This is a genomic window from Streptomyces sp. AP-93 (assembly GCF_022808175.1).
Taxonomy (GTDB): domain Bacteria; phylum Actinomycetota; class Actinomycetes; order Streptomycetales; family Streptomycetaceae; genus Streptomyces.
This window is the reverse complement of the sequence record NZ_JALGBX010000008.1, coordinates 119675-144260: the sequence shown is the minus strand read 5'-3', so window position 1 is coordinate 144260 and position 24586 is coordinate 119675. Positions and strand designations below refer to the sequence as shown.

Here is a 24586-nt window from a genome sequence, read left to right as displayed (position 1 = left end):
CGTACGGACCACACGTACGGAACCGGCGGCCATTGAACTGAGCTCCCGTGTGGCGAACGCGCCCCGGAGGCCGGCTCCGCGCTCATTACGCGGAGCCGTGCCGGACCGGAAGTCAGCCGCGGCGCCCGGGAGCGTGACGGGAGAAACCCCGCATGCTCAACAACGAAAACGACAACATCAACGCCGCCGACAGTGGCAGCCCGAGCGACAACCTGCCGCCGCGCAGGCGCCGGCGCGCCGCGTCGCGGCCGGCCGGCCCGCCCGGCGGTGCCGTAGCCGCCGCCGAAGCCGCTCCCGCGCCCGTGGTGGCCGCTGCGCCCGCCGAGGAGGCCGCCCCGGCCGCCGCCCCGGCCCGTACCCGCCGCCGTGCGACCCGCGCCGTGGCCGCCCCCGAGGCGTCCGCCGTCGAGGCTCCCGTGGCGGCCCCCGTCGCCGAGGCCGTCGAGGAGTCCGCTGCTCCGGCGCCGCGTGCCCGTCGCCGTGCGACCCGCGCCGTGACCGCCCCCGAGGCGCCCGTCGTAGAGGCTCCGGTTGCCGCTCCGGCTGCCGAGGCCGCCCCGGTCGTCGAGGAGTCCGCTGCTCCGGCGCCGCGTGCCCGTCGCCGTGCGACCCGCGCCGTGACCGCCCCCGAGGCCCCGGTCGTCGAGGCCCCCGTGGCCGCTCCGGTCGCCGAGGCCGCCCCTGCCGTCGAGGAGTCCGCTGCTCCCGCGCCGCGTGCCCGTCGCCGTGCCACTCGCGCCGTGACCGCCCCCGAGGCGCCCGTCGCCGAGGCCCCGGCCGCCCAGGCCCCCGTCGCCGAGGCCGCCCCCGTCGCCGAGGCCGCCCCGGTCGTCGAGGAGTCCGCTGCTCCGGCCCCGCGTGCCCGTCGCCGTGCGACCCGCGCCGTGACCGCCCCCGAGGCGCCCGCCGCCGAGGCTCCGGCCGCGGCCGCCAAGGCCACCGTCACCGTCGCCGACGCCGTGGACTCCCCGAAGCGCGGCGGCCGCCGCCGCGCCACCCGTTCCACCACCGCTCCGGCCGCCGCCGCGCAGCCCGTGGCTCCGGCCGCCGAGGCGCCCGCCGCCGAGGCTCCGGCCCGCGGCCGCCGCGCCGGGCGTCCCGCCGTCGCCGTGTTCCAGGCCCCGGTGTTCGCCGAGCCGATGTTCCAGACCCCGGAGACCGCGGCCATGATGGCCGCGGCCGCCGCTGCCGCCGCCCCGGCCGAGGAGGTCGAGGAGGAGGAGCTCGACCTCGTCGAGGCCGAGGCCGAGGTCGAGGCCGCTCCGGCCCCGCAGCCGGCCGGCCGTCGCCGCCGCCGTGGCCGCGGCGCCGCCGCCGAGACCGCCGCACCCGTGGCTCCGGCTCCGGCCGCCGCCGCGCCGTCCGGCCCGGTCACGCTGGCCGACGTAGAGCTGGTCGAGGAAGAGGCCGAGACCGAGGCCTACGAGGACGAGACCGACGAGTCGGGCGACCGCCCGTCGCGCCGTCGCCGCCGTGGTGGCCGTCGCCGCCGTCGCGGTGAGGCCGCTGACCTCGACGAGTCCGCCGAGGAAGAGGCCGAGGCCGAATCCGCCGAGGAGGCCGACGAGGAAGAGGCCGAGGACGACGAGGAGAACGGGGCCCTCGGCTCCAGCTCCAGCCGTCGTCGCCGGCGTCGTCGCCGTCGCAGCGGTGACGGTGGTACGGACGCCGACGCGGCCGAGGACGACGGTGTGCGCACGGTCGTCAAGGTCCGCGAGCCGCGCCCGGCGCGCGAGCGCTCGGAGTTCGTCGCCGGCTCCACCTCCTCCGACGAGGTCCAGTCCATCAAGGGCTCGACCCGCCTGGAGGCCAAGAAGCAGCGCCGCCGCGAGGGCCGCGAGCAGGGCCGCCGCCGCGTCCCGATCATCACCGAGGCCGAGTTCCTGGCCCGCCGCGAGGCCGTCGAGCGCGTCATGGTCGTCCGCCAGTCCGGCGAGCGCACCCAGATCGGCGTCCTCGAGGACAACGTGCTCGTCGAGCACTACGTCAACAAGGAAGAAGCCACCTCGTACGTCGGCAACGTCTACCTGGGCAAGGTCCAGAACGTGCTGCCGTCCATGGAGGCCGCCTTCATCGACATCGGCAAGGGCCGCAACGCCGTCCTGTACGCCGGTGAGGTCAACTTCGAGGCGCTCGGCATGGCCAACGGGCCGCGCCGCATCGAGTCCGCCCTGAAGTCCGGCCAGTCCGTGCTGGTCCAGGTCACCAAGGACCCGATCGGCCACAAGGGCGCCCGCCTGACCAGCCAGGTCTCGCTGCCCGGCCGCTACCTGGTCTACGTGCCCGAGGGCTCGATGACCGGCATCAGCCGCAAGCTGCCCGACACCGAGCGCGCGCGCCTGAAGACCATCCTCAAGAAGATCGTCCCCGAGGACGCGGGCGTCATCGTGCGCACCGCCGCCGAGGGTGCGAGCGAGGACGAGCTGCGCCGCGACGTCGAACGTCTGCAGGCCCAGTGGGAGGACATCCAGAAGAAGTCGAAGCAGATCTCGACCTCTTCGCCGAGCCTCCTGTACGGCGAGCCGGACATGACCGTCCGTGTCGTGCGCGACATCTTCAACGAGGACTTCTCGAAGGTCATCGTCAGCGGTGACAGCGCCTGGGAGACCATCCACGGCTACGTGAACCACGTGGCCCCGGACCTGGCCGACCGGCTGAAGCGCTGGACCTCCGAGGTCGACGTCTTCGCGACGTACCGGATCGACGAGCAGCTCGCCAAGGCGCTCGACCGCAAGGTCTGGCTGCCCTCGGGCGGTTCGCTCGTGATCGACAAGACCGAAGCGATGATCGTCATCGACGTCAACACCGGCAAGTTCACCGGTCAGGGCGGCAACCTCGAAGAGACCGTCACCAGGAACAACCTGGAGGCGGCCGAGGAGATCGTGCGTCAGCTGCGGCTGCGCGACCTCGGCGGCATCGTGGTCATCGACTTCATCGACATGGTCCTGGAGTCCAACCGCGACCTGGTCCTGCGGCGCATGCTGGAGTGCCTGGGCCGTGACCGCACCAAGCACCAGGTCGCCGAGGTGACCTCGCTGGGTCTGGTCCAGATGACCCGCAAGCGGGTGGGCCAGGGTCTGCTGGAGTCCTTCTCCGAGACCTGCGTCCACTGCAACGGCCGCGGCGTCATCGTGCACATGGAGACCCCGACCGTGGTCGGCGGCGGTGGCAACGGCAAGCGCTCCAAGCGCCGCGGTGGCCAGGCCGGACACGAGCACGACCACGAGATCGAGGCCGTGGACACAGCCGAGGGCGATGTCTACGAGATCGAGTCCGAGGCGGAGGTGGCTGCCGAGGCCGCCGCCCCCGTGGCGCTGCCCGAGCCCCCCTTCGTCGCCGACGAGGAGCTCTACAGCAGCCCGGCCGAGGCCGAAGCCGCTGCCGGAGTGAGCGGGCGCCGCAACCGCCGTCGCGCCACCCGCAAGGCGACCGCTCCGGCGGGCGCCCCGCGCGGTGCGGCGACGGACCGTGCCCCGGCGGCCGCGGCCCCCGTGGCCGAGCCGGAGCCGGTGGTCGAGGAGGAGCTCGTCGAGGTCGCCCCGGCGGCAGAGCCCGAGGCCGTCGTCGAGGTCGTCGAGGCTGTCGTCGCGGAGCCGGTCGTGGAGGAGGCCCCCAAGGGCCGCACCCGCCGTCGTGCCACCCGCAAGGCGACCGCTCCGGCGGGCGCCCCGGCCGAGGCCGTCCAGGCACCGGAGCCGGTTGCCGAGGCCCCCGTGGCCGAGCCGGAGCCGGAGCCCGAGATCGCCGTCGAGACCGTCGAGGTCGCCGAGCCGGTCGTCGTGGAGACCCCGGCCGAGCCCGTGGCCGAGGCCGCGCCGGCCCGTCCGCGTCGCCGTGCCACCCGTAAGGCCACGGCTCCGGCCGGTTCCCCGGCGGGCGCTGAGGCGGCCGTACTGGTCGTCGAGACGCCGGTGGAGACCCCGGCCGAGGCCGAGACGGTCGTGGAGGAGGCCGCCCCGGCGGCTCCCGCCAAGAAGGCGGTCCGCAAGACGGCCGCCAAGAAGGCGACCACGACCGCGGTGAAGAAGGCCCCGGCCAAGAAGGCGGCGGCCGTGAAGAAGACCGCGGCCAAGAAGACGACGACGGCCAAGACGGCCGCGAAGAAGACGGTCACGAAGCGGGCGACGAAGAAGACCGCGGCGGCCGAGCAGCAGACGCTGCCCTCCGTCTCGGCTCCGACCGAAGCCTGATCCGCGGATCCCGCTCCACCCGGCCCCGCCCGGCACCGCATTCGGTGCCGGGCGGGGCCTTTTCCGCAGGATGACTGAGACATGGCACATACGCCCACGGCGGCTGCACGCCGCCACAAGGGCCCGGAGCCTCCCCGGTGCGGAACGGGGCCGACGCAGGGCCACGGCACGACGACGTACGCGTACACGGCCGTCGGGCGGCCTCGAACGGGTCACAGACCAGGCGGGCAACGTGCGGCCGGCCCCGGCACAGAGCCCACGGGCGGTGCCGCGGAAGGGCGGGCGGGCTCGGCGGGGCGCCGCTCCGGACCCCGGTTTGACCCCTCCGACCGGGCCCCGTAACCTAGGTCGCTGGCGTGTCTATGCGCACGCCAATCCACTGAGCACCTCACCTCCCGGACCGCCTCGCGGCTCGGGGGAGGCCGGCCTGCGGTTCCGCGGGGCCGGCTGGCTTCAGGGGTTCCCGAACTCGAGTGAGAGAGAGATCCGCGTGTACGCCATCGTGCGCAGCGGTGGTCGCCAGCACAAGGTTGCTGTCGGCGACATCGTTGAAGTTGACAAGATTCCCACTGCCAAGGTTGGCGACACGGTCGAGCTCTCGACCCTGCTCGTTGTCGACGGCGAAGCCGTGACCAGCGACCCGTGGGTCCTGGCCGGCATCAAGGTCCAGGCCGAGATCGTGGACCACCACAAGGGTGCCAAGATCGACATCCTTCGGTACAAGAACAAGACCGGCTACCGCCGTCGCCAGGGTCACCGCCAGCAGTACACGGCGATCAAGGTCACCGGTATCCCCGCGGCTGCGAAGTAAGAGGGACTGAGACATGGCACACAAGAAGGGCGCATCGTCCACCCGGAACGGGCGCGATTCCAACGCTCAGCGGCTCGGCGTGAAGCGCTTCGGCGGTCAGGTCGTTTCCGCTGGTGAGATCCTCGTCCGCCAGCGCGGCACCCACTTCCACCCGGGTTCGGGTGTCGGTCGTGGTGGCGACGACACGCTGTTCGCGCTGCAGGCCGGTTCGGTCGAGTTCGGCACGCACCGTGGCCGCAAGGTCGTCAACATCGTTCCGGCTGCCTGATTTCAGCTCCTGCTGAATCAGTAGTCCGAAGCATCCCGAGGGCGGATCTCAACTCTTCCCGGCGCGAGCCGGGAAGAGAGGTCCGCCCTCGGCGCGTTGTCACATAGACACGTTTAATGGGTAGCAAGGCCTACCCCCCGGGCTTTCCGGGATATTCCCGCTGTATCTGGAGGAACAACCATGACCACCTTCGTGGACCGCGTCGAGCTGCACGTCGCCGCGGGTAACGGGGGCCACGGCTGCGCCTCCGTTCACCGGGAGAAGTTCAAGCCGCTCGGCGGCCCCGACGGCGGAAACGGCGGCCGCGGCGGCGACGTCATCCTGGTGGTGGAGCAGTCGATCACCACTCTGCTGGAGTACCACCACAGCCCCCACCGCAAGGCCACCAACGGCAAGCCCGGCGCGGGCGACAACCGTTCCGGCAAGGACGGCGAGGACATGATCCTGCCGGTGCCGGACGGCACCGTCGTCCTCGACAAGGAGGGCAACGTCCTCGCCGACCTCGTCGGCCAGGGCACCACCTACGTGGCCGCCGAGGGCGGCCGCGGCGGCCTCGGCAACGCGGCGCTCTCCTCCGCCCGCCGCAAGGCGCCCGGCTTCGCGCTCCTCGGCGTCCCCGGCACCGGCGGCGACGTCATCCTGGAGCTCAAGACCGTCGCCGACGTGGCACTGGTCGGCTTCCCGAGCGCCGGCAAGTCCTCGCTGATCTCGGTGCTCTCCGCGGCCAAGCCGAAGATCGCCGACTACCCCTTCACCACCCTCGTCCCGAACCTGGGCGTCGTCACCGCCGGCTCGACGGTCTACACGATCGCCGACGTCCCGGGCCTCATCCCCGGCGCCAGCCAGGGCAAGGGCCTCGGCCTGGAGTTCCTGCGCCACGTCGAGCGCTGCTCGATCCTCGTGCACGTCCTGGACACCGCCACCCTGGAGTCCGACCGCGACCCGCTCGCCGACCTCGACGCCATCGAGGAGGAGCTGAAGCTCTACGGCGGCGGCCTGGAGAAGCGTCCGCGCCTCGTCGTCCTCAACAAGGTCGACATCCCCGACGGCAAGGACCTCGCCGACATCGTCCGCCCGGACCTGGAGGCACGCGGCTACAAGGTCTTCGAGGTCTCCGCGGTCGACCGTACGGGCCTGAAGGAGCTGTCCTACTTCCTCGCCGAGGTCATCGCGAAGTTCCGCGCCCGTGCGCCGAAGCAGGAGGCGACCCGCATCGTCATCCGTCCGAAGGCCGTGGACGACTCGGGCTTCACCATCACCTACGACGAGGCCGAGGACGTGTACCGCGTGCGCGGCGAGAAGCCGGAGCGCTGGGTCCGCCAGACCGACTTCAACATCGACGAGGCCGTCGGCTACCTCGCCGACCGGCTCAACCGCCTCGGTGTCGAGGCGGCGCTGAAGAAGGCCGGTGCCCGTGCGGGTGACGGCGTCGCCATCGGTTCCGACGAGGACGCGGTCGTCTTCGACTGGGAGCCGACCATGATGGCCGGCGCCGAGATGCTGGGCCGCCGCGGTGAGGACCACCGTCTGGAGGCGCCGCGTCCGGCGACCACGCGCCGCAAGGAGAAGGAAGCCGAGCGGGATTCCGCCCAGAAGGAGTACGACGAGTTCCGTCCCTTCTGACCGGACCGCCGCCAAGGGCGACGGCCGGGTCTCCGGCCGTCGTCACAGGCGGGTCACAGGTTCCGTTTATCCCCCGTCAGGGTGACGCGTCTTAAGGTCACGTTTACCCGGGTGGCCTAGGATCCATGGGTGACGAGCACCCAAACCCCCACTGTTGCCGTCGTCGTGATCGCGTACAACGATGCCGAGCTCGTCGGGCAGGCCGTTTCCTCGGCTCTCGCCCAGGGTCCGGTCGTCGCCGAGGTCATCGCGGTCAACGACGCGTCCAGCGACGGCACCGCCCAGGTGCTCGACGAGCTGGCGGCCCGCCACCCCCGCGTGAAGGTCGTGCACCGCACGGAGAACAGCGGGGGCTGTGGCACCCCCCGCAACGACGGGATCGCGGCCGCCACCGCCCCGTACGTCATGTTCCTGGACAGCGACGACGTCCTGCCCGCCGGGGCGATCGACGCCCTGGTGCGCGCGGCCGGGGAACACCGCTCGCCGGTCACGGTCGGCTCCTGTGTCCGCCGTGAACTGCCCGAGAGCCGCGACGTGCCCTGGGTGCCCGGCCTGTACACGCCGGGCGAGGTCATCGACCGCCCGGCGGACCGGCCGGAACTGGTCCGCGACACCCTCTGCGTCAACAAGCTGTACGAGCGGGCCTTCCTGGACATGCACGGGATCCGCTTCCCGGACGGCCGGTTCATCTACGAGGACTTCGTGTTCACCGCCCGCGTGCTGGCGGCCCGCCCCCGCATCGCGGTGATCGGCGAGCTCGTCTACGTGTGGCACGTGCGCCGCAACGCCGCCCAGGTGTCCATCTCCCTGGACCGCAAGGACGTCGGCAACTGGAGGGCCCGCGTGGAGGCCCACCGCGTGGCCTCCCGCCTCATGACCGTCTCCTCGGCCGAGCTGGGCCGGGCCTGCCAGGTCAAGTTCCTGGAGTACGACCTGCGCATGTACCTGCGCGAGATCGGCCAGGACCCCGGCTACCAGGCCGCCTGGTGGACGCTGACCCGTGACTACATCGCCGGGTTCTCCGACGCCGACATCGAGGCTGCGGGGGCGCACGCCCGCTGGATCGTCCGGGTGCTGCTCGCCACCGAGGCGCCGCCTGCCTCCGCCGACCTGCGGCGGCTGACCCGCTTCGCCGCCGACCCGCCCCGCCTGCTGCCCCCGTACGCGACCGGCCCCTCCGGAGTGCCGGTCTGGAGCGACACGCTGCCGGTTGAGCTGGACGGGCTGGACCAGCTGGAGACGGCCGAGCTGCCCATCACCGTCGACGCCGAACCGAACGGCTACGCAGGGCTCCGGATCCAGGTGCACGACCTGTACGGGCGCCTCGCCGCGGCCGGCCCGCGCACCGTGCAGCTGCGCTTCCAGCCCCGGGGCGACCAGGGCGAGCCGCTGGTCTCCGAACCGGTGGAGCTCAGCCCCGCCGGGGACGGCGACCGGTGGACCGCGGAGCTGCCCTTCCGGCTCACCACACTGGCGGGCATCGGGCGGGGCGAGGGCCGGCGCGGCTTGCAGGCGTGGGACGTGAAGCTGAGCGTGGAGTGCGCCGACGGGAGCTCCGTACTCACCTCCCCGCGCCCCCTCCGCCGTCTGCTCCACCGGCGGGTGCTGCCCAGCAGCCGGTACGGTGTGCTGTTGGCGCAGCCTTACCGCACGACCGGCGGATCGCTGGCGCTGAGGCTCGCGCCCGGCGCCACGGGCGTCATGAGCCTGGCCCGCCACCGGTTCAACCGGGCCCGCATAGTCCGCGGTTAGAGCGGGACCCGGCCGCCCCGGCGGCCGGGACGAGAAGGCGGACGAGAAGGCGGACGGGAAGCCGGACGAGAGCCGGCCAAGAGCCGGCCAGGAGCCGGACGAGAAGCACGAACGGGACTGAGGAGACACGCATGACGTTTCTGATCACTGGTGGTGCCGGTTACATCGGGGCGCACGTCGTCCGCGCGATGCTGCTTGCGGGTGAGGAGGTCGTGGTTCTGGACGACCTCTCCACCGGCAACGCCGACCGCGTTCCGAAGGGTGTCCCGCTGGTGGTCGGTTCCGTGCTCGACCGGCAGGTCCTGGACGAGACCTTCGCCCGGCACCGGATCACCGGCGTGGTCCACCTCGCGGGCAAGAAGCAGGTCGGCGAGTCCGTCGAGAAGCCGCTGCACTACTACGAGGAGAACGTGGGCGGCCTCACCGTCCTGCTCCAGGCCGTGGCCGCCGCGGGCGTGCGCACCTTCCTCTTCTCCTCCTCCGCCTCCGTGTACGGGATGCCGGACGTGGACCTCGTCACCGAGGACACCCCGTGCCTGCCGCTGAGCCCGTACGGCGAGACGAAGCTGGCCGGCGAATGGCTGGTCCGCGGCGCGGGCAAGGCCCACGGCATCTCCACCGCCTGCCTGCGCTACTTCAACGTGGCGGGCGCCGCGACCCCGGAGCTCGCCGACACCGGGGTCTTCAACCTGGTCCCGATGATCTTCGAGCGGTTCGGCAAGGGTGAGGGCGCCCGGATCTTCGGCGACGACTACGAGACCCCGGACGGCACCTGCATCCGCGACTACATCCACGTCGCCGACCTCGCGGAGGCCCACGTGGTGGCCGCCCGCAAGCTCGTCGAATGGGGCGCGCAGGGCGAGTACAAGGACCTCACCGTCAACATCGGCCGCGGCGAGGGCGTCTCCGTCCGCGAGATGGTCGAGCTGGTGAACGAGGCCACCGGGCACACCGATGCCGCCTACGCGCCCGCGGTCTCCCCGCGCCGCGCCGGCGACCCGGCGAAGGTCGTCGCCTCCGCCGACCGGATCTCGGCGGAGCTGGGCTGGAAGGCCCGCCACGACGTGCGCGAGATGATCACCTCGGCCTGGGAGGGCTGGGAGGCCCACCGCAAGGCCTGAGCCGGAGCCGGTACACCGTACGAAGAAGCCGCCCGCCCCGATCGATTCCGGGGCGGGCGGCTTCTTCGTACGGTGTACCGGGCTCAGCGCTCCAGGAAGGAGAACAGCTCCTCCCACCTGTCGGTGATCTCGACGCTGGAGTACCGCTGCACATTGTGGAAGGCGGCGTCGCCGAGCCGGTCGCGCAGTTCCCGGCTCGCCATCAGTCGTTCCAGCTGCCCGGCCAGCTCCATCGTGTTGCCCAGCCGTGCCAGCAGCCCGTCCTCGCCGTGCGTCACGATCTCCCGGACACCCGGTGCGCAGTCGAAGGCGGCCACCGGCACACCCGCGGCCATCGCCTCCAGCAGCGTGATCGGGAACCCTTCGGCGCGCGAGGCCTGGGCGAAGACGGAGGCTCCGTTCAGCGCGCCCAGCACATCGCCGGTGCTGCCCATCCACTCCACGGAGTCCTCCAGGCCGAGCCCGGCGGCGTGCGCCCGCAGGGTCGCCTCCTCCACGCCGGCCCCGTAGATCCGCAGGACCCAGTCGGGGTGGTGCGGGGAGGCGTCCGCCCACGCGTCGAGGAGCAGGTCCATGCCCTTCTCGAACGCGAGGCGGCCGACGCTCGCCACGACCTTCCCGGTGCGCGGGGCGGGGGAGGCGGGCATGAACGGCAGCGGGTTCGGCATGCTGGAGACGTTCTCCATGCCCGAACGGATCCAGAGGTCCGCGTCCTCGGGGGTCAGTACGAGCATGCGGTCGACCTCCCGGTAGTACCGGCGGACCCGCTGGCCCCGGGAGGACTTGGTGCTGGCCTCGAAGGACTCGTGGCTCATGCCGATGACCGTGCACCCCTTGGTGTCGGCGAGGGCCACCCACTCCATCGCCCAGACCTGCGTGACGATCACCACGGCGCCGGGGCGGGCCGCGCGCAGCAGCTCGCCCAGCTGGTCCGCCTTGGCCCGCATCGTCGCCCGGCGGGCCGCCTGGCGGCGCCGTTCGGGCGCGTTGAGCCGGCCCTTGATGCCGTGCAGCCGGCGGGCCGCCGCCGGGTGGGACGGGTACAGCGTGGTCACCGCGTAGGGGAGGTCCGCCGGGAGGTGCTGGCGGAGCTCCTCGGCGACGGGGGTGATGCCGATGACGTGGACCCGGTGTCCGCGGTCGCTGAAGAGCCGGGCCATCTGGTGCGACCAGGTGGTCACGCCGCCGAGCTCGTCCACGCTGTTGGAGACGAGGAAGACGTCACGGCCGTCCGGGGCGGTGGAAGTCTGCTGGCTCACTTGCCGCTCCTGGTGAAGAACTTCTCGACGATCCGACGGGCCGCGTCCCCACGGTCGTACTCGCCGAACTCGGCGAGGAAACGCCGGCGCGCCTCGGCGTACTTGGCATCCGCCTCGTCGAAGGCGGCGAGGGCCTGGAGCAGTTCGTCCGCGGTGGCGACCACCGGGCCGGGGGCCTTCTCCTTGAGGTCGAAGTACGTGCCGCGGATGTCGTTCGCGTACTTCTCGTAGTCGTACGCGAAGAACAGCATCGGCCGGTCCAGCACCGCGTAGTCGAACATCACGGACGAGTAGTCGGTGATCAGACCGTCGGCGAGCGCCAGCAGCGGCGTGATGTCGTGGTGCCGGGACACGTCGATGACCCGGCCCGCGACCGACGGCGGCAGCGTGACGCTGTTGAGGTAGTGGGTGCGCACCAGCAGCGTGAAGCGGTCGCCGAGCCGGTCGGCGAACTCCTCCACGTCGAAGGGGAACGTGAAGCCCTCCACCGTGCCGTCCGCCCTCGCCCGGAAGGTCGGCGCGTACAGCAGCACCTTCTTCTCCGGGTCGATGCCGAACTCGCCCGCCAGGGCTCCGCGGATCCGCTCGCCGCTGTTCGCCTCGGCGCGGTGGGCCTCGACCAGGGCGTCGTTGCGCGGGTAGCCGGTGCGCAACAGCACCTCCTCACGCAGCCGGAAACCCTTGGCGAGGGTGCGGGCGTCGTGCTCGGAGCGGATCAGGAAGTGGTCGAAGCGGTCGACGGCCGCCTGGAAGCGGCCCTGGCCGGCACGGTCCTGCGCCTTGGTGCGGGGCTCGTGGAAGCCCATCCGCTTGAGCGCCGAGCCGTGCCAGGTCTGGATGTAGGTGGTCCCCGGGCGCTTGGCGAGCGCCAGCGGGAAGCCCTGGTTGTCGATCCAGTACTCGGCCTGCGCCAGCGCCCGCAGGTAGGCCCAGCTCCAGCGCTTCACCAGGGTGGCCTCCTGGGGGAAGCCGGTGGGCTTGGCGCCCGCGTACGACCAGATCGCCTCGAACTGCACGCCGGAGCGCACCAGCTCCTCGTAGACCGCCTTCGGGCTGTCGCTGTACTGCTTGCCCATGTGGCTCTCGAAGACGACCGTGCCCTTCTTGACGGGCAGCTTCGAGAAGACCTCGTGGTAGACCTTCACCTTCTGCTCGCCCGAGCCGAGGTTGCGGCGGGCCCGCAGGGCCTTGCGCAGGCTTCGCTTGACCAGGCCGGCGGCCTTGCCGTGCATCGCGCCGTCGATCAGCGTCTGGGTGCGCACGGCGGCGGCGCCCTCGGCGGTCAGGACGTAGGAGAGGTTGCCCTTCTTGGTCATCTCCGGCTCGAAGCGGTCGGAGACCAGCCGGGTCAGCCTCGGGCGGACGCGCAGCCGGGCCGCCTTGTCCAGGTCGACCCCGCCGACGGAGACGCGGGTGTTGAGGCGGTCGTGGCCGGCCGTCAACTTCAGGCGTACGTCCCAGACCGCGTCGATGATGCCGAGGGGGCGGACGGTGCTGCCGATGTCGGCCGTCGTCTTCCACTCGATCGTGTCGCCCGCGTGACGCACGGTTGCCACCGGGAAGGTGAAGGAGCGGACGCCGATCTGCCGGCGGGCACGGAATTCCAGCGAGGCCTTCAGCTGCACGTCCGGGTGGATCCGGCCCAGCGGGTTCACCACGGCACCCGACAGGGTGACGGTGCCGCGGCCGTCGTCCTCGTACGCGGTGAGGCGGTTGCCCAGCGTGAGGGAGGCGAGCGGCGCGCCGACGTAGGGCTGGTTGGTGACGTCCAGTATCCGGCGGGCCGTGTCGGCGTCGGGGCCGTCGATGTGCCGGTCGCACCAGTAGACGCGCCCGTCGCGCTCGGCGAGAGGGGAGGTCAGCCGGCCCTGGTTGGTCATGGCGTCGGCGGCGGGCAGCAGGTTGTCCCAGTCCTCCTTGCCGAGCAGGTAGGCGCAGATGGTCTGGAGGTTGCTGACGTTGTCGTACGCGGCCGGGTCGATGCCGGCCAGGTAGCCGTTGGCGAGCCGGGCGAACTCCTGGCGGTAGGTGTCACCGAGCAGGGGCAGGTCCCGCAGGTGGAGCACCAGGTCGTGCTTGAGGAACTTGATGTCCTTCGCGGACTTGATCTCCGCGTGGCCCTTGGCCGCCAGCAGTTCGTCGACGCGGCGGTGGATCTCCATCCGGTGGACGAAGTTCTCGATCTCGTGGCGCCGGTTGCTGATCGACTTCGCCGAGGCCTTCTCGATCACGTTCCAGTAGTAGACGCGGTTCGGGATGAGCGTGATGCGGCGGGCGGCGACGTAGGCCTGCGCGGAGAAGAGGAGGTCCTCGTAGTGGATGCCCACCGGGAACTCCAGGCCCTGCTCCAGCAGGAAGGCGCGGCGGTAGCACTTGTTCGTGGAGAGGGTGTCGAAGACCAGCAGGTCCGGGTACTCGGTGATCGACTCCAGCGTGCGGGTGCGCGCGTAGATCCACGGGTACCACTCGGTGGTCTTGCCCGAACGGCTGTCGAGGTGGACCCGGACGCACATGCCCGAGACCAGGTCGGAACCGGTCCGTTCGGCGGCGTCCAGCATGTTGCGGCAGGCGTTGCGTTCCAGCACGTCATCGCTGTCCAGGAACATGACGTAGGTGCCGGTGGCCTGCTGGATTCCGTGATTGCGCGGGGCGCCGCAGCCCCCGCTGTTCTCCGGCAGCCGGAAGGCGCGTACCCTCCCCGGATGCGCGGTCTCGAGCTTCTGGGCGACCGCGTAGGACCCGTCCTTGCTGCAGTCGTCGACGATCACGACTTCGACCCCGTGCAGGGTCTGGTCCAGAACCGACTGGACTGCTGCCGGGAGACGCTCTGCGTCGTTGTAGACGATGACGACCACGGAGACGTCAGGCACGTGCACCTCGATCCCTCGTTTTCTTTGCGCTTATCCCGTCAAAGCTAGCGTGCGCCGCCCTCGCCCCCGGAGCGCTTCCACCGGCGTGCATACTTCTATGAGAGGTGAGTGGCAGGTCCGGTCGCCGTAATCCACCCGTTCGGACCGCAGGAAGTGTTCATGAAGCTGTCTGTAGTAGTCCCTTGCTACAACGAGGAAGCTGTCATCGACAGCTTCGACACGGAGATCCGCAAGGTTCTGGATGCGCTGCCCGTCGAGTACGAGGTCTGCTACGTCGACGACGGCAGCCGCGACGGGACCCTGGAGAAGCTCCGCAAGATCGCGGCGCAGTTCACCGACCAGACCCGCTACGTCTCCTTCAGCCGGAACTTCGGCAAGGAGGCCGGCATGCTCGCGGGCCTGCGCGAGGCGACCGGCGACGCCGTGGTCATCATGGACGCGGACCTCCAGCACCCGCCGGAGCTCATCGCCACCATGCTCGACTACTACCGGCAGGGCCACGACCAGATCATCGCCCGGCGCACCCGCGAAGGCGACAAGAAGCTCCGCAGCGCGCTGAGCCGCCTCTACTACCGTGGCGTCAACCGCTGGGTCGACGTGGAGCTCACCGACGGCGTCGGCGACTTCCGGCTGCTGTCCCGCCCGGCCGTGGACGCGCTGCTGTCGCTGCCCGAGTACAACCGCTTCTCCAAGGGCCTGTTCTCCTGGATCGGCTTCGACACGGTCCACTTCGACTACCGCAACGCGCAGCGCGAGGCCGGCGAGACGAAGTGGAAGTTCGGCGCCCTGCTGAACTACGGCATGGACGGGCTCATCTCGTTCAACAACCGGCCGCTGCGCATCGGTATCTGGGTGGGCGTGTCGCTGGTGGGCCTGACGGGTCTCTACGCCCTGTGGATCACCGTCATGGCGATGACCAACGGGGTGGAATCCCCGGGATACGTCACCATCGTCGGGCTGATCGCGGGCCTGGGCGGCGTTCAGATGATCATGCTGGGTCTGATCGGCGAGTACATCGGCCGCATCTACTACGAGACCAAGCGCCGGCCGCACTTCCTGGTGAAGGAGTCGCACGGCACGGACCGGACGGGCGCGCCCACGGACATCCGGGACGCGCAGGTGCCGGAGGACCGGGCCGTGATCGCGGAGCGAAGCAACTGATGTCACGCACGGGGAACGGGCAGCCGGCGACCGACCGGAAGACCCAGCTCGGCCAGATCGTCCGGTTCGGTCTGGTCGGCGGGGTCAACACCGGAACCTTCTACGTCCTCTACCTGCTCCTGCACCCGTGGATGCCGTACTTCGCCGCCTACTCCCTCGCCTTCGTGCTGGCGATGGTCGGCTCGTTCTTCATGAACACCTACTTCACCTACCGGACCCGGCCGACCTGGAAGAAGTTCCTGCTCTTCCCGCTGACCAACATCACGAACTACGTGATCCAGTCCGCCGGCCTGTACGCCCTGGTGAGCTGGGCGGGCATGAACACCAAGATCGCGCCGCTGGTCGCGGCCGTCGTGGCGATCCCCTTCACCTTCGTCCTCTCCCGCAAGATCCTCGTTCCGGGGACGGCCGGCGCGGCCGGGGCACCGGAGCAGGCCCACAGCGCGTCCACGGTCTGAAACGCAGGGCGGCCCCGCCCGGGCACCCCGTAGATTGGGCGGGCGGGTCCGCAGCTTCGTGCGCGCGCCCGTGCATGTGTGTGTTCGGCGAGGGTCAAGGATCAGGGGACAGAAGTGTCAGCGGCTAGGCAGGGTGTGCTCGACGCGCGCAGGATCGTGGTCAAGGTCGGCTCCTCCTCCCTGACCACGGCCGCCGGCGGACTCGACGCCGACCGGGTGGACGCGCTGGTCGACGTACTGGCCAAGGCGCGCAGCGGTGGCGAGAAGGAGATCGTCCTGGTCTCCAGCGGAGCCATCGCCGCCGGACTCTCCCCGCTGGGCCTGCGCCGCCGCCCCACCGACCTGGCCCGCCAGCAGGCCGCCGCGAGCGTCGGCCAGGGCCTGCTCGTCGCCCGCTACACGGCCTCCTTCGCCCGGTACGGCGTCCGCGTCGGCCAGGTGCTCCTGACCACCGACGACACGAGCCGGCGCGCGCACTACCGCAACGCCTACCGGACCCTGGACCAGCTCCTGGCCATGGGGGCGCTGCCCGTCGTCAACGAGAACGACACCGTCGCCACCGACGAGATCCGCTTCGGTGACAACGACCGCCTCGCCGCCCTCGTGGCCCACCTGGTCCGCGCCGACCTCCTCGTCCTGCTCTCGGACGTGGACGGCCTCTACGACGGGGACCCGTCCCTGCCCGGCACCAGCCGCATCGACGAGGTGCGCGGCCCCGCGGACATCGCCCACGTCACCATCGGCAGCGTCGGCAAGGCGGGCGTCGGCACCGGCGGCATGGCCACCAAGATCGAGGCGGCGCGCATCGCCGCGGCGGCCGGCATCCCGGTCGTCCTGACCTCGGCCAGCCAGGCGGCGGACGCCCTCGCCGGGCGGGAGACCGGCACCCTCTTCCACTCCACCGGACGCCGCTCGACGGACCGGCTGCTCTGGCTCCAGCACGCGTCTGCCCCGCAGGGACACCTCGTCCTGGACGAGGGAGCCGTCCGCGCGGTGACCGAACGCGGCAGCTCGCTGCTGCCCGCCGGCATCGCCGCGGTCGAGGGCGACTTCGTCGCCGGGGACCCCGTGGAACTGCGCTCGGCCGACGGCCGGGCGGTGGCGCGCGGCCTCGTCAACTTCGACGCCAAGGAGCTCCCGCAGCTCCTCGGCCGCTCCACGCGCGAGCTCGCGCGGGAACTCGGACCCGAGTACGAGCGGGAGGTCGTCCACCGCGACGATCTGGTCCTGCTGCAGGGCTGAGGTTCGGTAAAACCGCCGCGCGGTGAGCCGAGGACTGGTCAACTGTGAGGGGCGGACAGGCGTAGCGCAGACAAGGAGGCGGCTGGTGAGACGAGCGCTGACCAGCGTCGGCACCGGGGACGGTGACGTCGGCGGGACCGGGGAGGACCCGGACGCCTCCCGTCTCTGGCACATCACGCTGAGCGTCTCCGGGAAGCCCGCGCCGCTGTCCGACGTACGCCGTGGGCTGGAGCAGCTCGCCCACGACCACCCCTTCCTGCTGACCAGCCGCTACGCCGACGACCACGCGGAAATCCGCTACTGGGAGGAAGCCCGCGACCTCCACGACGCGGCCGCCGTCGCGCTGCGGCTCTGGGGGGAACACCGGTCCTCGGCGAAGCTCCCGGCCTGGGAGATCGTCGGCCTGGAAGTCATCGACCGCGCCACGTACCACCAACGCGTCGCCGAAGGCTACGGCCCGCCCCCGGCCCACCCCATGGGCGTGCACCCCTACTAGACGCGCCGCTCGCGCAGTGCGGCCCTGGCGGGCCTCACCGGCGCAGCGGGCCGAAGCCCGGGAAGCGCGCCAGCGCTGAGCGGTGCGAGGGACGCGTCAGGAAGGGAGGGCGTCTCGGGGGGTGGAACCCCATCGGCCCGGGGGTGGGCGGGGATTACCCTGGCCGCATGACCTCGCTCGATGCCACGACCTCACCCGTGATCGCCACCGCGCAAGCGGCCCGCACCGCCGCCGCGGCCATCGCCCCCCTCCCGCGGTCCGCCAAGGACAAGGCCCTGCTGGCCATCGCGGACGCGCTGGAGGCCCGTACGGCCGAGATCGTCGAGGCCAACGCCGTCGACACGGCGAAGGCGGCCGCCGCCGGGACCAGCGAGACCGTCATCGACCGTCTCACCCTCACCCCCGACCGCATCGCGGCCATCGCCTCCGACGTCCGCGACGTCGCGGCCCTGCCCGACCCCGTCGGCGAGGTCGTCCGCGGCTCCACCCTCCCCAACGGGATCGACCTCCGCCAGATCCGCGTCCCGCTCGGCGTCGTCGGCATCATCTACGAGGCCCGCCCCAACGTCACCGTCGACGCCGCCGCCCTCTGCCTGAAGTCCGGCAACGCCGTCCTCCTGCGCGGCTCCTCCTCGGCCTACGCCTCCAACACCGCCCTCGTCGCCATCCTGCGCGACGCCGTCGCATCGGCCGGCCTCCCCGCCGACGCCATCCAGCTCGTACCGGGCGAGTCCCGCGACTCCGTCCGCGAGCTGATGCGCGCCCGCGGCCTCGTCGACGTCCTCATCCCGCGCGGCGGCGCCTCACTCATCAAGACCGTCGTCGAGGAATCCATCGTCCCGGTCATCGAGACCGGTACCGGCAACTGCCACGTCTACGTGGACGCCCAGGCCGACCTGGCCATGGCCGTGGACATCCTCGTCAACTCCAAGGCCCAGCGCCCCTCCGTCTGCAACTCCGCGGAGACCCTGCTCGTCCACCGGGACATCGCCGACGCCTTCCTGCCGCTCGCCCTGGACGCCCTCGCCGACGCCGGCGTGACCGTCCACGGCGACGACCGGGTGCTCGCCTACGCGCAGGACTCCAAGGTCACCGCCCTTCCCGCCACCGACGAGGACTGGGCCGCCGAGTACCTGTCGTACGACATCGCCGCCGGTGTCGTGGACTCCCTCGACGAGGCCGTCGCCCACATCCGCCGCTGGACCTCCGGCCACACCGAGGCGATCGTCACCACCTCGCAGGCCGCCGCGCGCCTCTTCACCCAGCTGGTCGACTCGACCACGGTTGCCGTGAACGCCTCCACCCGCTTCACGGACGGTGGCCAGTTCGGCTTCGGCGCGGAGATCGGCATCTCCACGCAGAAGCTGCACGCCCGGGGCCCGATGGGGCTTCCCGAGCTCACCTCGACCAAGTACATCGTCACCGGCGACGGTCACGTTCGGTAGTCGACCGCTGAACGCGGTGTGGCCGGATTTCGGCCTACACCCTGCCCAAAGGTGTCCCTCAGGTCTACGCTGGTCTCGTGCCGGACGACGTGGGGGGCAATCCGTTCCCGGACGACGGGGAGCCCGACGACGACCGCGGAGGCGCGGACAAGGACTTCGCCTCCGTGGTGTTCGACGAGGACTTCGTCCGGAACGCCGAGATCCGTGAACCGAGCGCCGCAGAGCGCCAGCGGGCCGGCGACCGGGCGCGCGCCGAGGCGGCCGAGGCCGCCCGCGCCGCCTTCGCCGGCGGCTGGACGGGCGACGAGGACTACGACGCGTACGCCTACGGCGGCGCCGACGGATACCCCTCCGAGGACTCCGGCTGGGAGCACGGCCACGCAGCCGCCTCCGCGGAGGGCCCGTACGGCGCCTACGGCGGCAGCCTGCGCCCCTACCGCGGCCGCTCGCCGTGGCTGCGCCCGGTCGCCTGGGTGCTCGCCTTCGTGATGGGCCTCGGCATGATCGCGCTCGCTTTCAGCGCCGTGTACCGCAGCGCGGCGAGCGACGCGGAGCAGGCTCCGGCCCCCGCCAGCACCCCAATGGGTGAAGTCACCGGTGCCGGAGCGTTTATGGACCGCGTCGGCCGCCAACCCTGAAGGTACGACCCCGCTCCGCATCGCCGGAGCCGGGGGCTTCTCTGGAGCGGGGACAGCGGGGAGAAGCGATGGCCATGCCAGGAGATCCGCCCAACGGCACCCCCGAGGGTGCCGGCGGGGCCGACGACGAGTTCCGGTCCGACGAGTACCGGTCGGTGGTGTTCGACGAGGACTTCGTCCGGGCTGCCCGGCTCCAGGAGTTCTCCGCACAGGAGCGCATGGGCGAGCACGCCCGCGCCGTACGGAGCCGGTCGATCTGGTCGAACGGCGGAGGCCATCCGGGACCCCGGAGCGGCTCCGGCGGCGGGGCGGCCCGGCAGGGCCGGATCATCGTGCTGTGCATCGCCCTGGCGCTCGCCGGCGCCGTCTACATGGGGCTGCGCAATCCCTACGTGCCGCCCGCCGGGGACCCGGCCGAGGCGATGAGCAGCACCGTCGTCCCGCTCGCGCCCTCCGAGGCGGTGCCGGGCGGCCGGCCCACCGATCTGTACGCGCACAGTCCGGCGGCCCAGTACCGCGTCGGGGCGGCCGGGATCACCTTTCCCGGCGTGCGCCGTACCCGCCACTTCAGCGATGAGCAGGTCCAGACCGCGCTGAGCGTCGCCAAGGACTACCTGGTGCAGTCCTCGCTGGACCCCGACGTCCTGTCCGCCGAGGCCTCCCGTCCGGTGCGCGTGCTGCTCGACCCCGACCAGCTGACGCAGTTCGACCAGAGCATGCTCGCGCCGGCGGGCAACGGGCGGCACGCCATCACCGGCTGGCTGGTCCGCTTCGACCCGGCGACCGCCGTCGTGGCCGACACCCGGGTCCGGGTCAGCGGGGTCCTCGCCTTCGCGGAGACCGCCCCGAACGCGCTGGAGGTGACCTCCGACCACACCTTCGTCTACGCCGTGCGCCCCGCCACCGGACAGCCGCCCGTGGCGGACGGGGCCTCGCTCTTCACCGTCCGCCGGGAGCTGCGGCTGCGCTTCGACCGCGACGACCTCACGGCCCGGCGGGCGGAGCTCGTCTCGGCCTACGTGATGGCGGGCCCGCAGGCCTGCTCCGCGGACCCGGCCGGGGGCTTCCGCCCGATGCTGGCCGGCGCCGGGCCGACCACCACCGGCCCGGCGGCGACCGACCCGTACGCCAGCGGCAGTCCGCGCCGCACGGCCGGGCTGTGCGGGGTGCTCGCGCCGACGGCCACCCCGGAGCCGCCGGAGTCACCGCAGTCGCGGTCCCCGGCGTCCCCGGCCGCTCCGGGGGAGGGCGTCAGCCCTGCTCCGTAGCACCGCCCTTGCCGGTGTCCTTGTTCTCGCCGCTGCTGCTGCTGCCGCTGCCGCTGCCGGTGCCCGAAGTGCCGCTCGCACCCGTGGCACCCATCCCCGAAAACCTGTCCCGCAGCTTGCCGCCCAGGTCCGCCGTACCGCCGGCGATGTCGCCGACCAGCTTCATCAGCGGGTCCTTGCTCGTGCGCACCGTGTCGGCGTAGTGCGCGGCGGACTGCCGGAAGGAGTCGGTCACCGAGGTGTCCTTGTCGTCCTCGCGCCGCGGGTAGTGGCCGTCCATGATCCGCTGGTGGTCCCGGTTCTGCGACCACTTCTTCAGCTCGGACGCCCGCACCGTGGTGAAGGGGTGCGTCCGGGGCAGCACGTTGAGGATCTTCAGGACCGAGTCGCGCAGGTCGCCGCTCTTCTCGTACTCCTCGGCCTGGGCGAGGAACGCGTCGACATTCATCTCGTGGAGGTGGTTGCCGCCCGCGAGCTTCATCAGCCCGCGCATCGAGGCGTGCACGTCCTGCCCCACCAGCAGGCCCGCCCGGTCCGCGGACAGCTCCGACTTGCGGAACCACTCGCGCAGCGCCGTCACGAGCCCCATGATCGCCACATTGCCCAGCGGGATCCACGCGACCTTGAGCGCCAGGGTCGTCAGGAACAGCAGGATCGTGCGGTACACGGCGTGCCCCGACAGCGCGTGGCCCACCTCGTGGCCCACCACCGCCCGCATCTCCTCCTCGTCGAGGAGCTCGACGAGGGCCGTGGTGACCACGATGATCGGCTCGTCCAGCCCGATGCACATGGCATTGGGCTTCGGGTCCTGCTGGACGTACATCTGCGGGACCTTCTCCAGGTCCAGGATGTAACAGGCGTCCAGGAGCATCGCGTGCAGATGCGGGAACTGCGTCTCGCCCACCCGGACGGAGTCCGACAGGAAGAGCAGTCTCAGACTGCGCTCGGGCAGCAGCCCGCTCAGCGTTTTGAAGACCGTGTCGAAGCCGGTCAGCTTGCGCAGGGCCACGAGCGCGGACCGGTCCGCCGGATGCTCGTACGCCCGTGAGGAAATACCGGGGAACCTCTTTCGGTCCCGCGCCGGTGCCTTCTCGAATCCCGTCTCCGTCATAGCGCCCTCCCCGTTGATGTGTGCGGCTGGCCGCCCGTCTATCCTCTCCAACGCCTGAGTCGGCGTGAGCGTGCCCCAGGCCCCCGCATACGATGTGAGCGAAATCTCCGCCCGCTCCCCGACCCGATAGGTACCTGCCTGATGAGCCTCGCCTCCACCGCCCACAACCTGGTCGTCCTCGCCTCCGAGGGAGCCGAGAAGCACGGCGGCAACCACGACAGCCTGAACCCGTACCTGACCGGTGGCGCCGCCTTCTTCATCCTCATGCTGATGCTGTGGGTCACCACGCGCATGAACCGGGACCGCTGAACCCCAGAACGCCCACTCCGTCGAGTACGTCGCGTACGCACCCGTAGGCGGGTCCCTGCCGCGCCACCGGGCCAGTAGGCTCTGCGCTCATGGGAGAGCAGGAAATGCCTACCGGCCCGGTCAAGCGCAGGCTCGGGGTGATGGGCGGGACATTCGACCCGATCCACCACGGACACCTGGTGGCCGCCAGTGAGGTGGCCGCGCTGTTCCACCTCGACGAGGTGATGTTCGTACCGACCGGCGAGCCGTGGCAGAAGTCGCAGCGGGCCGTGTCGTCCGCCGAGGACCGGTACCTGATGACGGTCATCGCGACCGCTTCGAACCCGCAGTTCTCGGTGAGCCGCATCGACATCGACCGCGGTGGCCCGACGTACACGATCGACACCCTGAGGGACCTGAGCGCCCTCAACGACGACGCCGACCTCTTCTTCATCACCGGCGCCGACGCCCTTGCACAGATCCTGACCTGGCGGAACGCCGAGGAGCTCTTCGCCCTCGCGCACTTCATCGGCGTCACCCGGCCGGGCCACGTGCTCACCGACGACGGCCTGCCCGAGGGGGGCGTCTCCCTCGTCGAGGTTCCGGCGCTGGCCATTTCGTCCACGGACTGCCGTGCCCGCGTGGCCAAGGGGGATCCTGTCTGGTACCTCGTGCCCGACGGCGTGGTCCGCTACATCGACAAGCGTGAGCTGTACCGGGGAGCCTGAGCTTCCGGAGAGAGGGGCCCCGCGGTGAACGACCGACACGAGCCGTACGACCCGTATGCCGGCCAGGAGCAGCAGCTCGTCGGCTACGACGCGTACGGGCGGCCGGTGTACGGCCAGGTGCCCGCGCAGCCCGCCCCCGAGCCCGCGCCCCCCTACGAGCAGCAGCAGTACGAGCAGGGCTACGGCTACGACTACCAGGGGTACGGCGGGCAGCAGGCCCAGCAGCCCCAGCAGCAGGCCCCGCAGTACTACCCGCAGCAGCCTCAGCAGCCCCAGCAGCAGTACCCGCAGACTTCGCATGCCCCGCAGTACGGGTACGACACCCAGTCCACGCCCCAGTACGACACCCAGGCCACCCAGCAGTGGATCCCGCAGCAGGCCGCTCCCGAGGCTCCGGCGCAGGCGCCCCTGCGGGCTCCCGCACCCGAGCCGGAGTTCCGTCCCGCCGCGCAGGTCCCGGAGCCCCGCCGGGCCGGCGACGGGGCGGGCGCGCAGGGGCAGGGGCCCTCGTACCAGACCGAGCAGTTCGCTTTCATCGACCAGCCGGACGAGGACTCCGAGGACGTCATCGACTGGCTCGCCTTCACCGAGAGCCGGACCGAGCGCCGCGAGGAGGCCCGCCGGCGCGGCCGCAACCGGGTGGTGGCGCTGATCGTCGTCCTGGCGCTCTTCGTCGTCGCGGGCCTCGGCTACCTCTGGTACGCGGGCAAGCTGCCGTTCCTGGAGGGCCCCGGCAAGGCGTCGAACGGTGCGGCGGCCACGGGCCCGCAGAAGCGCGACATGATCGTCGTGCACGTGCACAACACCAGGAAGGGCGGCACCTCCACGGCGCTGCTCGTCGACAACGTGACCACGAAGAAGGGCGCCACCGTCCTGGTGCCGAACACGCTGAACGTCTCCAAGGACGACGGCACCACGGCCCAGCTGGGCAAGGCCGTCGAAGACGGGGGCTTGGGCGTACGGGAATCCCTCGACTCGGTCTTCGGCACCCGCATCGGCGGCACCTGGCGGCTGGACACCCCCTTCCTGGAAAACTTCGTCGAGCTGGTCGGCGGCATCGAGGTCGACACCGACGTGGCCGTCCCGGCGGACGACGCGGTGAAGGCGCCCGCCGTCGGCCAGGGGCCCAAGCAGAGCCTCAGCGGTGCGATGGCCGTCGCGTACGCCACGTACCGGGCGCAGGGCGAACCGGAGGCCAAGCAGCTGGACCGGCTCGGCAAGGTCCTGCTGGGCCTGCTGCGCAAGGTGCCCGGCGATCCGAAGTCGGCGGCGATGACCGTGGAGACCACCGGGCAGATCCTGGACCCGGCGCTGAACGCGCAGACGCTGGGCGCACTGCTGGCCAAGCTCGGCGAGCACGCCAAGGTGGGCGCGTACCGCACCGACGTGCTCGGGGTGAAGCCGGACGGCGGCCTCACGGACGAGGCCAACAAGAAGGTGGTCAAGGAGGTCCTCGGCGGCTCCGTCACGGACGCCCAGCCCGGTGCCCTGCCGAGGGTCGGCCTGAAGGACGCGACCGGCGACGACAAGACGAACACGGCGGCGAAGGCGGCCCTGCTCAACGGCGGCTACACCCTGGTGGACGGCGGCAAGGCCGACAAGACCGTGCCCGCGTCGCAGATCACGTACCAGGACGACGCGCAGCGGGAGAAGGCGATCGAGGTCGCCAAGACGCTGGGACTGCCCGAGACGGCCGTGAAGAAGGCCGAGAACGCGGTGAACGCGGACATCGTGGTGACGCTGGGCAAGGATTACAAACCGTCCTAGTGCCTCCGAGGCCTACTGCGGCCTACTCCGGCGGCGCCCGTCGGGCGCGGCTCCGCCCGCGCGGCACGCTGCGCGCGGGCGGTGTCGGCG

At 71.6% G+C, this 24586-nt stretch carries 19 protein-coding genes; 16 read left to right on the top strand and 3 right to left on the bottom strand.

Annotated features, from left to right (window positions below; translation table 11 throughout):
* Positions 1–152 precede the first annotated feature (152 nt).
* The 6 genes from MTF69_RS15670 to galE all read left to right on the top strand — a co-directional run bounded on the left by MTF69_RS15670 (position 153) and on the right by galE (position 9765).
* The gene (locus MTF69_RS15670) at positions 153–4190 is read left to right on the top strand and encodes an Rne/Rng family ribonuclease (protein WP_243334815.1); all 4038 of its coding nucleotides are present in this window, start codon (positions 153–155) and stop codon (positions 4188–4190) included.
* 490 nt (positions 4191–4680) lie between these two features.
* Positions 4681–5001 carry a 50S ribosomal protein L21 gene (gene rplU, locus MTF69_RS15665; protein ID WP_214950890.1) on the top strand — a complete coding sequence of 107 codons (321 nt, stop codon included), beginning with the start codon at positions 4681–4683 and terminating at the stop codon, positions 4999–5001.
* A 13-nt stretch (positions 5002–5014) separates the two neighbouring features.
* Positions 5015–5269, top strand: coding sequence for a 50S ribosomal protein L27 (gene rpmA, locus MTF69_RS15660; protein ID WP_030013081.1), 255 nt, complete (start codon positions 5015–5017; stop codon positions 5267–5269).
* 180 nt (positions 5270–5449) lie between these two features.
* The gene (gene obgE, locus MTF69_RS15655) at positions 5450–6892 is read left to right on the top strand and encodes a GTPase ObgE (protein WP_243334813.1); all 1443 of its coding nucleotides are present in this window, start codon (positions 5450–5452) and stop codon (positions 6890–6892) included.
* Between the two features lie 129 nt (positions 6893–7021).
* Positions 7022–8644 carry a glycosyltransferase family 2 protein gene (locus tag MTF69_RS15650; protein ID WP_243334812.1) on the top strand — a complete coding sequence of 541 codons (1623 nt, stop codon included), beginning with the start codon at positions 7022–7024 and terminating at the stop codon, positions 8642–8644.
* Between the two features lie 131 nt (positions 8645–8775).
* Positions 8776–9765 (top strand): UDP-glucose 4-epimerase GalE, encoded by a 990-nt coding sequence (gene galE / locus MTF69_RS15645; protein ID WP_243334810.1) that lies wholly within the window; start codon positions 8776–8778, stop codon positions 9763–9765.
* Between the two features lie 83 nt (positions 9766–9848).
* Here the strand turns inward: galE and MTF69_RS15640 are convergent, their stop codons facing one another.
* Positions 9849–11024: a glycosyltransferase gene (locus MTF69_RS15640; RefSeq protein ID WP_243334808.1), complete on the bottom strand. Its 1176-nt coding sequence runs from the start codon at positions 11022–11024 to the stop codon at positions 9849–9851.
* A complete protein-coding gene (locus MTF69_RS15635; protein ID WP_243334806.1) occupies positions 11021–13900 on the bottom strand; it encodes a bifunctional glycosyltransferase family 2 protein/CDP-glycerol:glycerophosphate glycerophosphotransferase in 2880 nt (959 codons plus the stop codon). Before MTF69_RS15635 ends, MTF69_RS15640 begins: the two co-directional genes overlap by 4 nt.
* 153 nt (positions 13901–14053) lie before the next feature.
* Here MTF69_RS15635 and MTF69_RS15630 point away from each other — a divergent pair, with 153 nt between their 5' ends.
* The 7 genes from MTF69_RS15630 to MTF69_RS15600 all read left to right on the top strand — a co-directional run bounded on the left by MTF69_RS15630 (position 14054) and on the right by MTF69_RS15600 (position 20602).
* Positions 14054–15055 carry a glycosyltransferase family 2 protein gene (locus tag MTF69_RS15630; protein WP_243334805.1) on the top strand — a complete coding sequence of 334 codons (1002 nt, stop codon included), beginning with the start codon at positions 14054–14056 and terminating at the stop codon, positions 15053–15055.
* Positions 15055–15513, top strand: a complete 459-nt coding sequence (locus MTF69_RS15625) for a GtrA family protein (RefSeq protein WP_243334802.1) — start codon at positions 15055–15057, stop codon at positions 15511–15513. Before MTF69_RS15630 ends, MTF69_RS15625 begins: the two co-directional genes overlap by 1 nt.
* Before the next feature lie 114 nt (positions 15514–15627).
* Positions 15628–16755 carry a glutamate 5-kinase gene (proB, locus tag MTF69_RS15620; RefSeq protein ID WP_243334800.1) on the top strand — a complete coding sequence of 376 codons (1128 nt, stop codon included), beginning with the start codon at positions 15628–15630 and terminating at the stop codon, positions 16753–16755.
* 34 nt (positions 16756–16789) lie between these two features.
* Entirely contained in the window at positions 16790–17251 is a 462-nt protein-coding gene (locus MTF69_RS15615; protein WP_374323179.1) for a hypothetical protein, read from the top strand.
* A gap of 167 nt (positions 17252–17418) precedes the next feature.
* On the top strand, positions 17419–18696 hold the full coding sequence (locus MTF69_RS15610; protein WP_243334798.1) for a glutamate-5-semialdehyde dehydrogenase: 1278 nt from the start codon (positions 17419–17421) through the stop codon (positions 18694–18696).
* 77 nt (positions 18697–18773) lie between these two features.
* Positions 18774–19334, top strand: coding sequence for a hypothetical protein (locus tag MTF69_RS15605; protein ID WP_243334796.1), 561 nt, complete (start codon positions 18774–18776; stop codon positions 19332–19334).
* A gap of 68 nt (positions 19335–19402) precedes the next feature.
* Positions 19403–20602, top strand: coding sequence for a hypothetical protein (locus MTF69_RS15600; RefSeq protein ID WP_243334795.1), 1200 nt, complete (start codon positions 19403–19405; stop codon positions 20600–20602).
* Here the strand turns inward: MTF69_RS15600 and MTF69_RS15595 are convergent.
* Complete coding sequence (locus MTF69_RS15595) at positions 20586–21713, bottom strand: M48 family metallopeptidase (RefSeq protein ID WP_243334792.1); 1128 nt, start codon at positions 21711–21713, stop codon at positions 20586–20588. The two genes, MTF69_RS15600 and MTF69_RS15595, sit on opposite strands and share 17 nt — an antisense overlap.
* Before the next feature lie 141 nt (positions 21714–21854).
* Between MTF69_RS15595 and MTF69_RS15590 the strand changes: the two genes are divergently transcribed.
* The 3 genes from MTF69_RS15590 to MTF69_RS15580 all read left to right on the top strand — a co-directional run bounded on the left by MTF69_RS15590 (position 21855) and on the right by MTF69_RS15580 (position 24496).
* Positions 21855–22022 carry a hypothetical protein gene (locus MTF69_RS15590; protein WP_243334790.1) on the top strand — a complete coding sequence of 56 codons (168 nt, stop codon included), beginning with the start codon at positions 21855–21857 and terminating at the stop codon, positions 22020–22022.
* Positions 22023–22111: 89 nt separating this feature from the next.
* Positions 22112–22729 (top strand): nicotinate-nucleotide adenylyltransferase, encoded by a 618-nt coding sequence (gene nadD, locus MTF69_RS15585; RefSeq protein ID WP_243334788.1) that lies wholly within the window; start codon positions 22112–22114, stop codon positions 22727–22729.
* A 24-nt stretch (positions 22730–22753) separates the two neighbouring features.
* Positions 22754–24496, top strand: coding sequence for an LCP family protein (locus tag MTF69_RS15580; RefSeq protein WP_243334786.1), 1743 nt, complete (start codon positions 22754–22756; stop codon positions 24494–24496).
* Positions 24497–24586 lie beyond the last annotated feature (90 nt).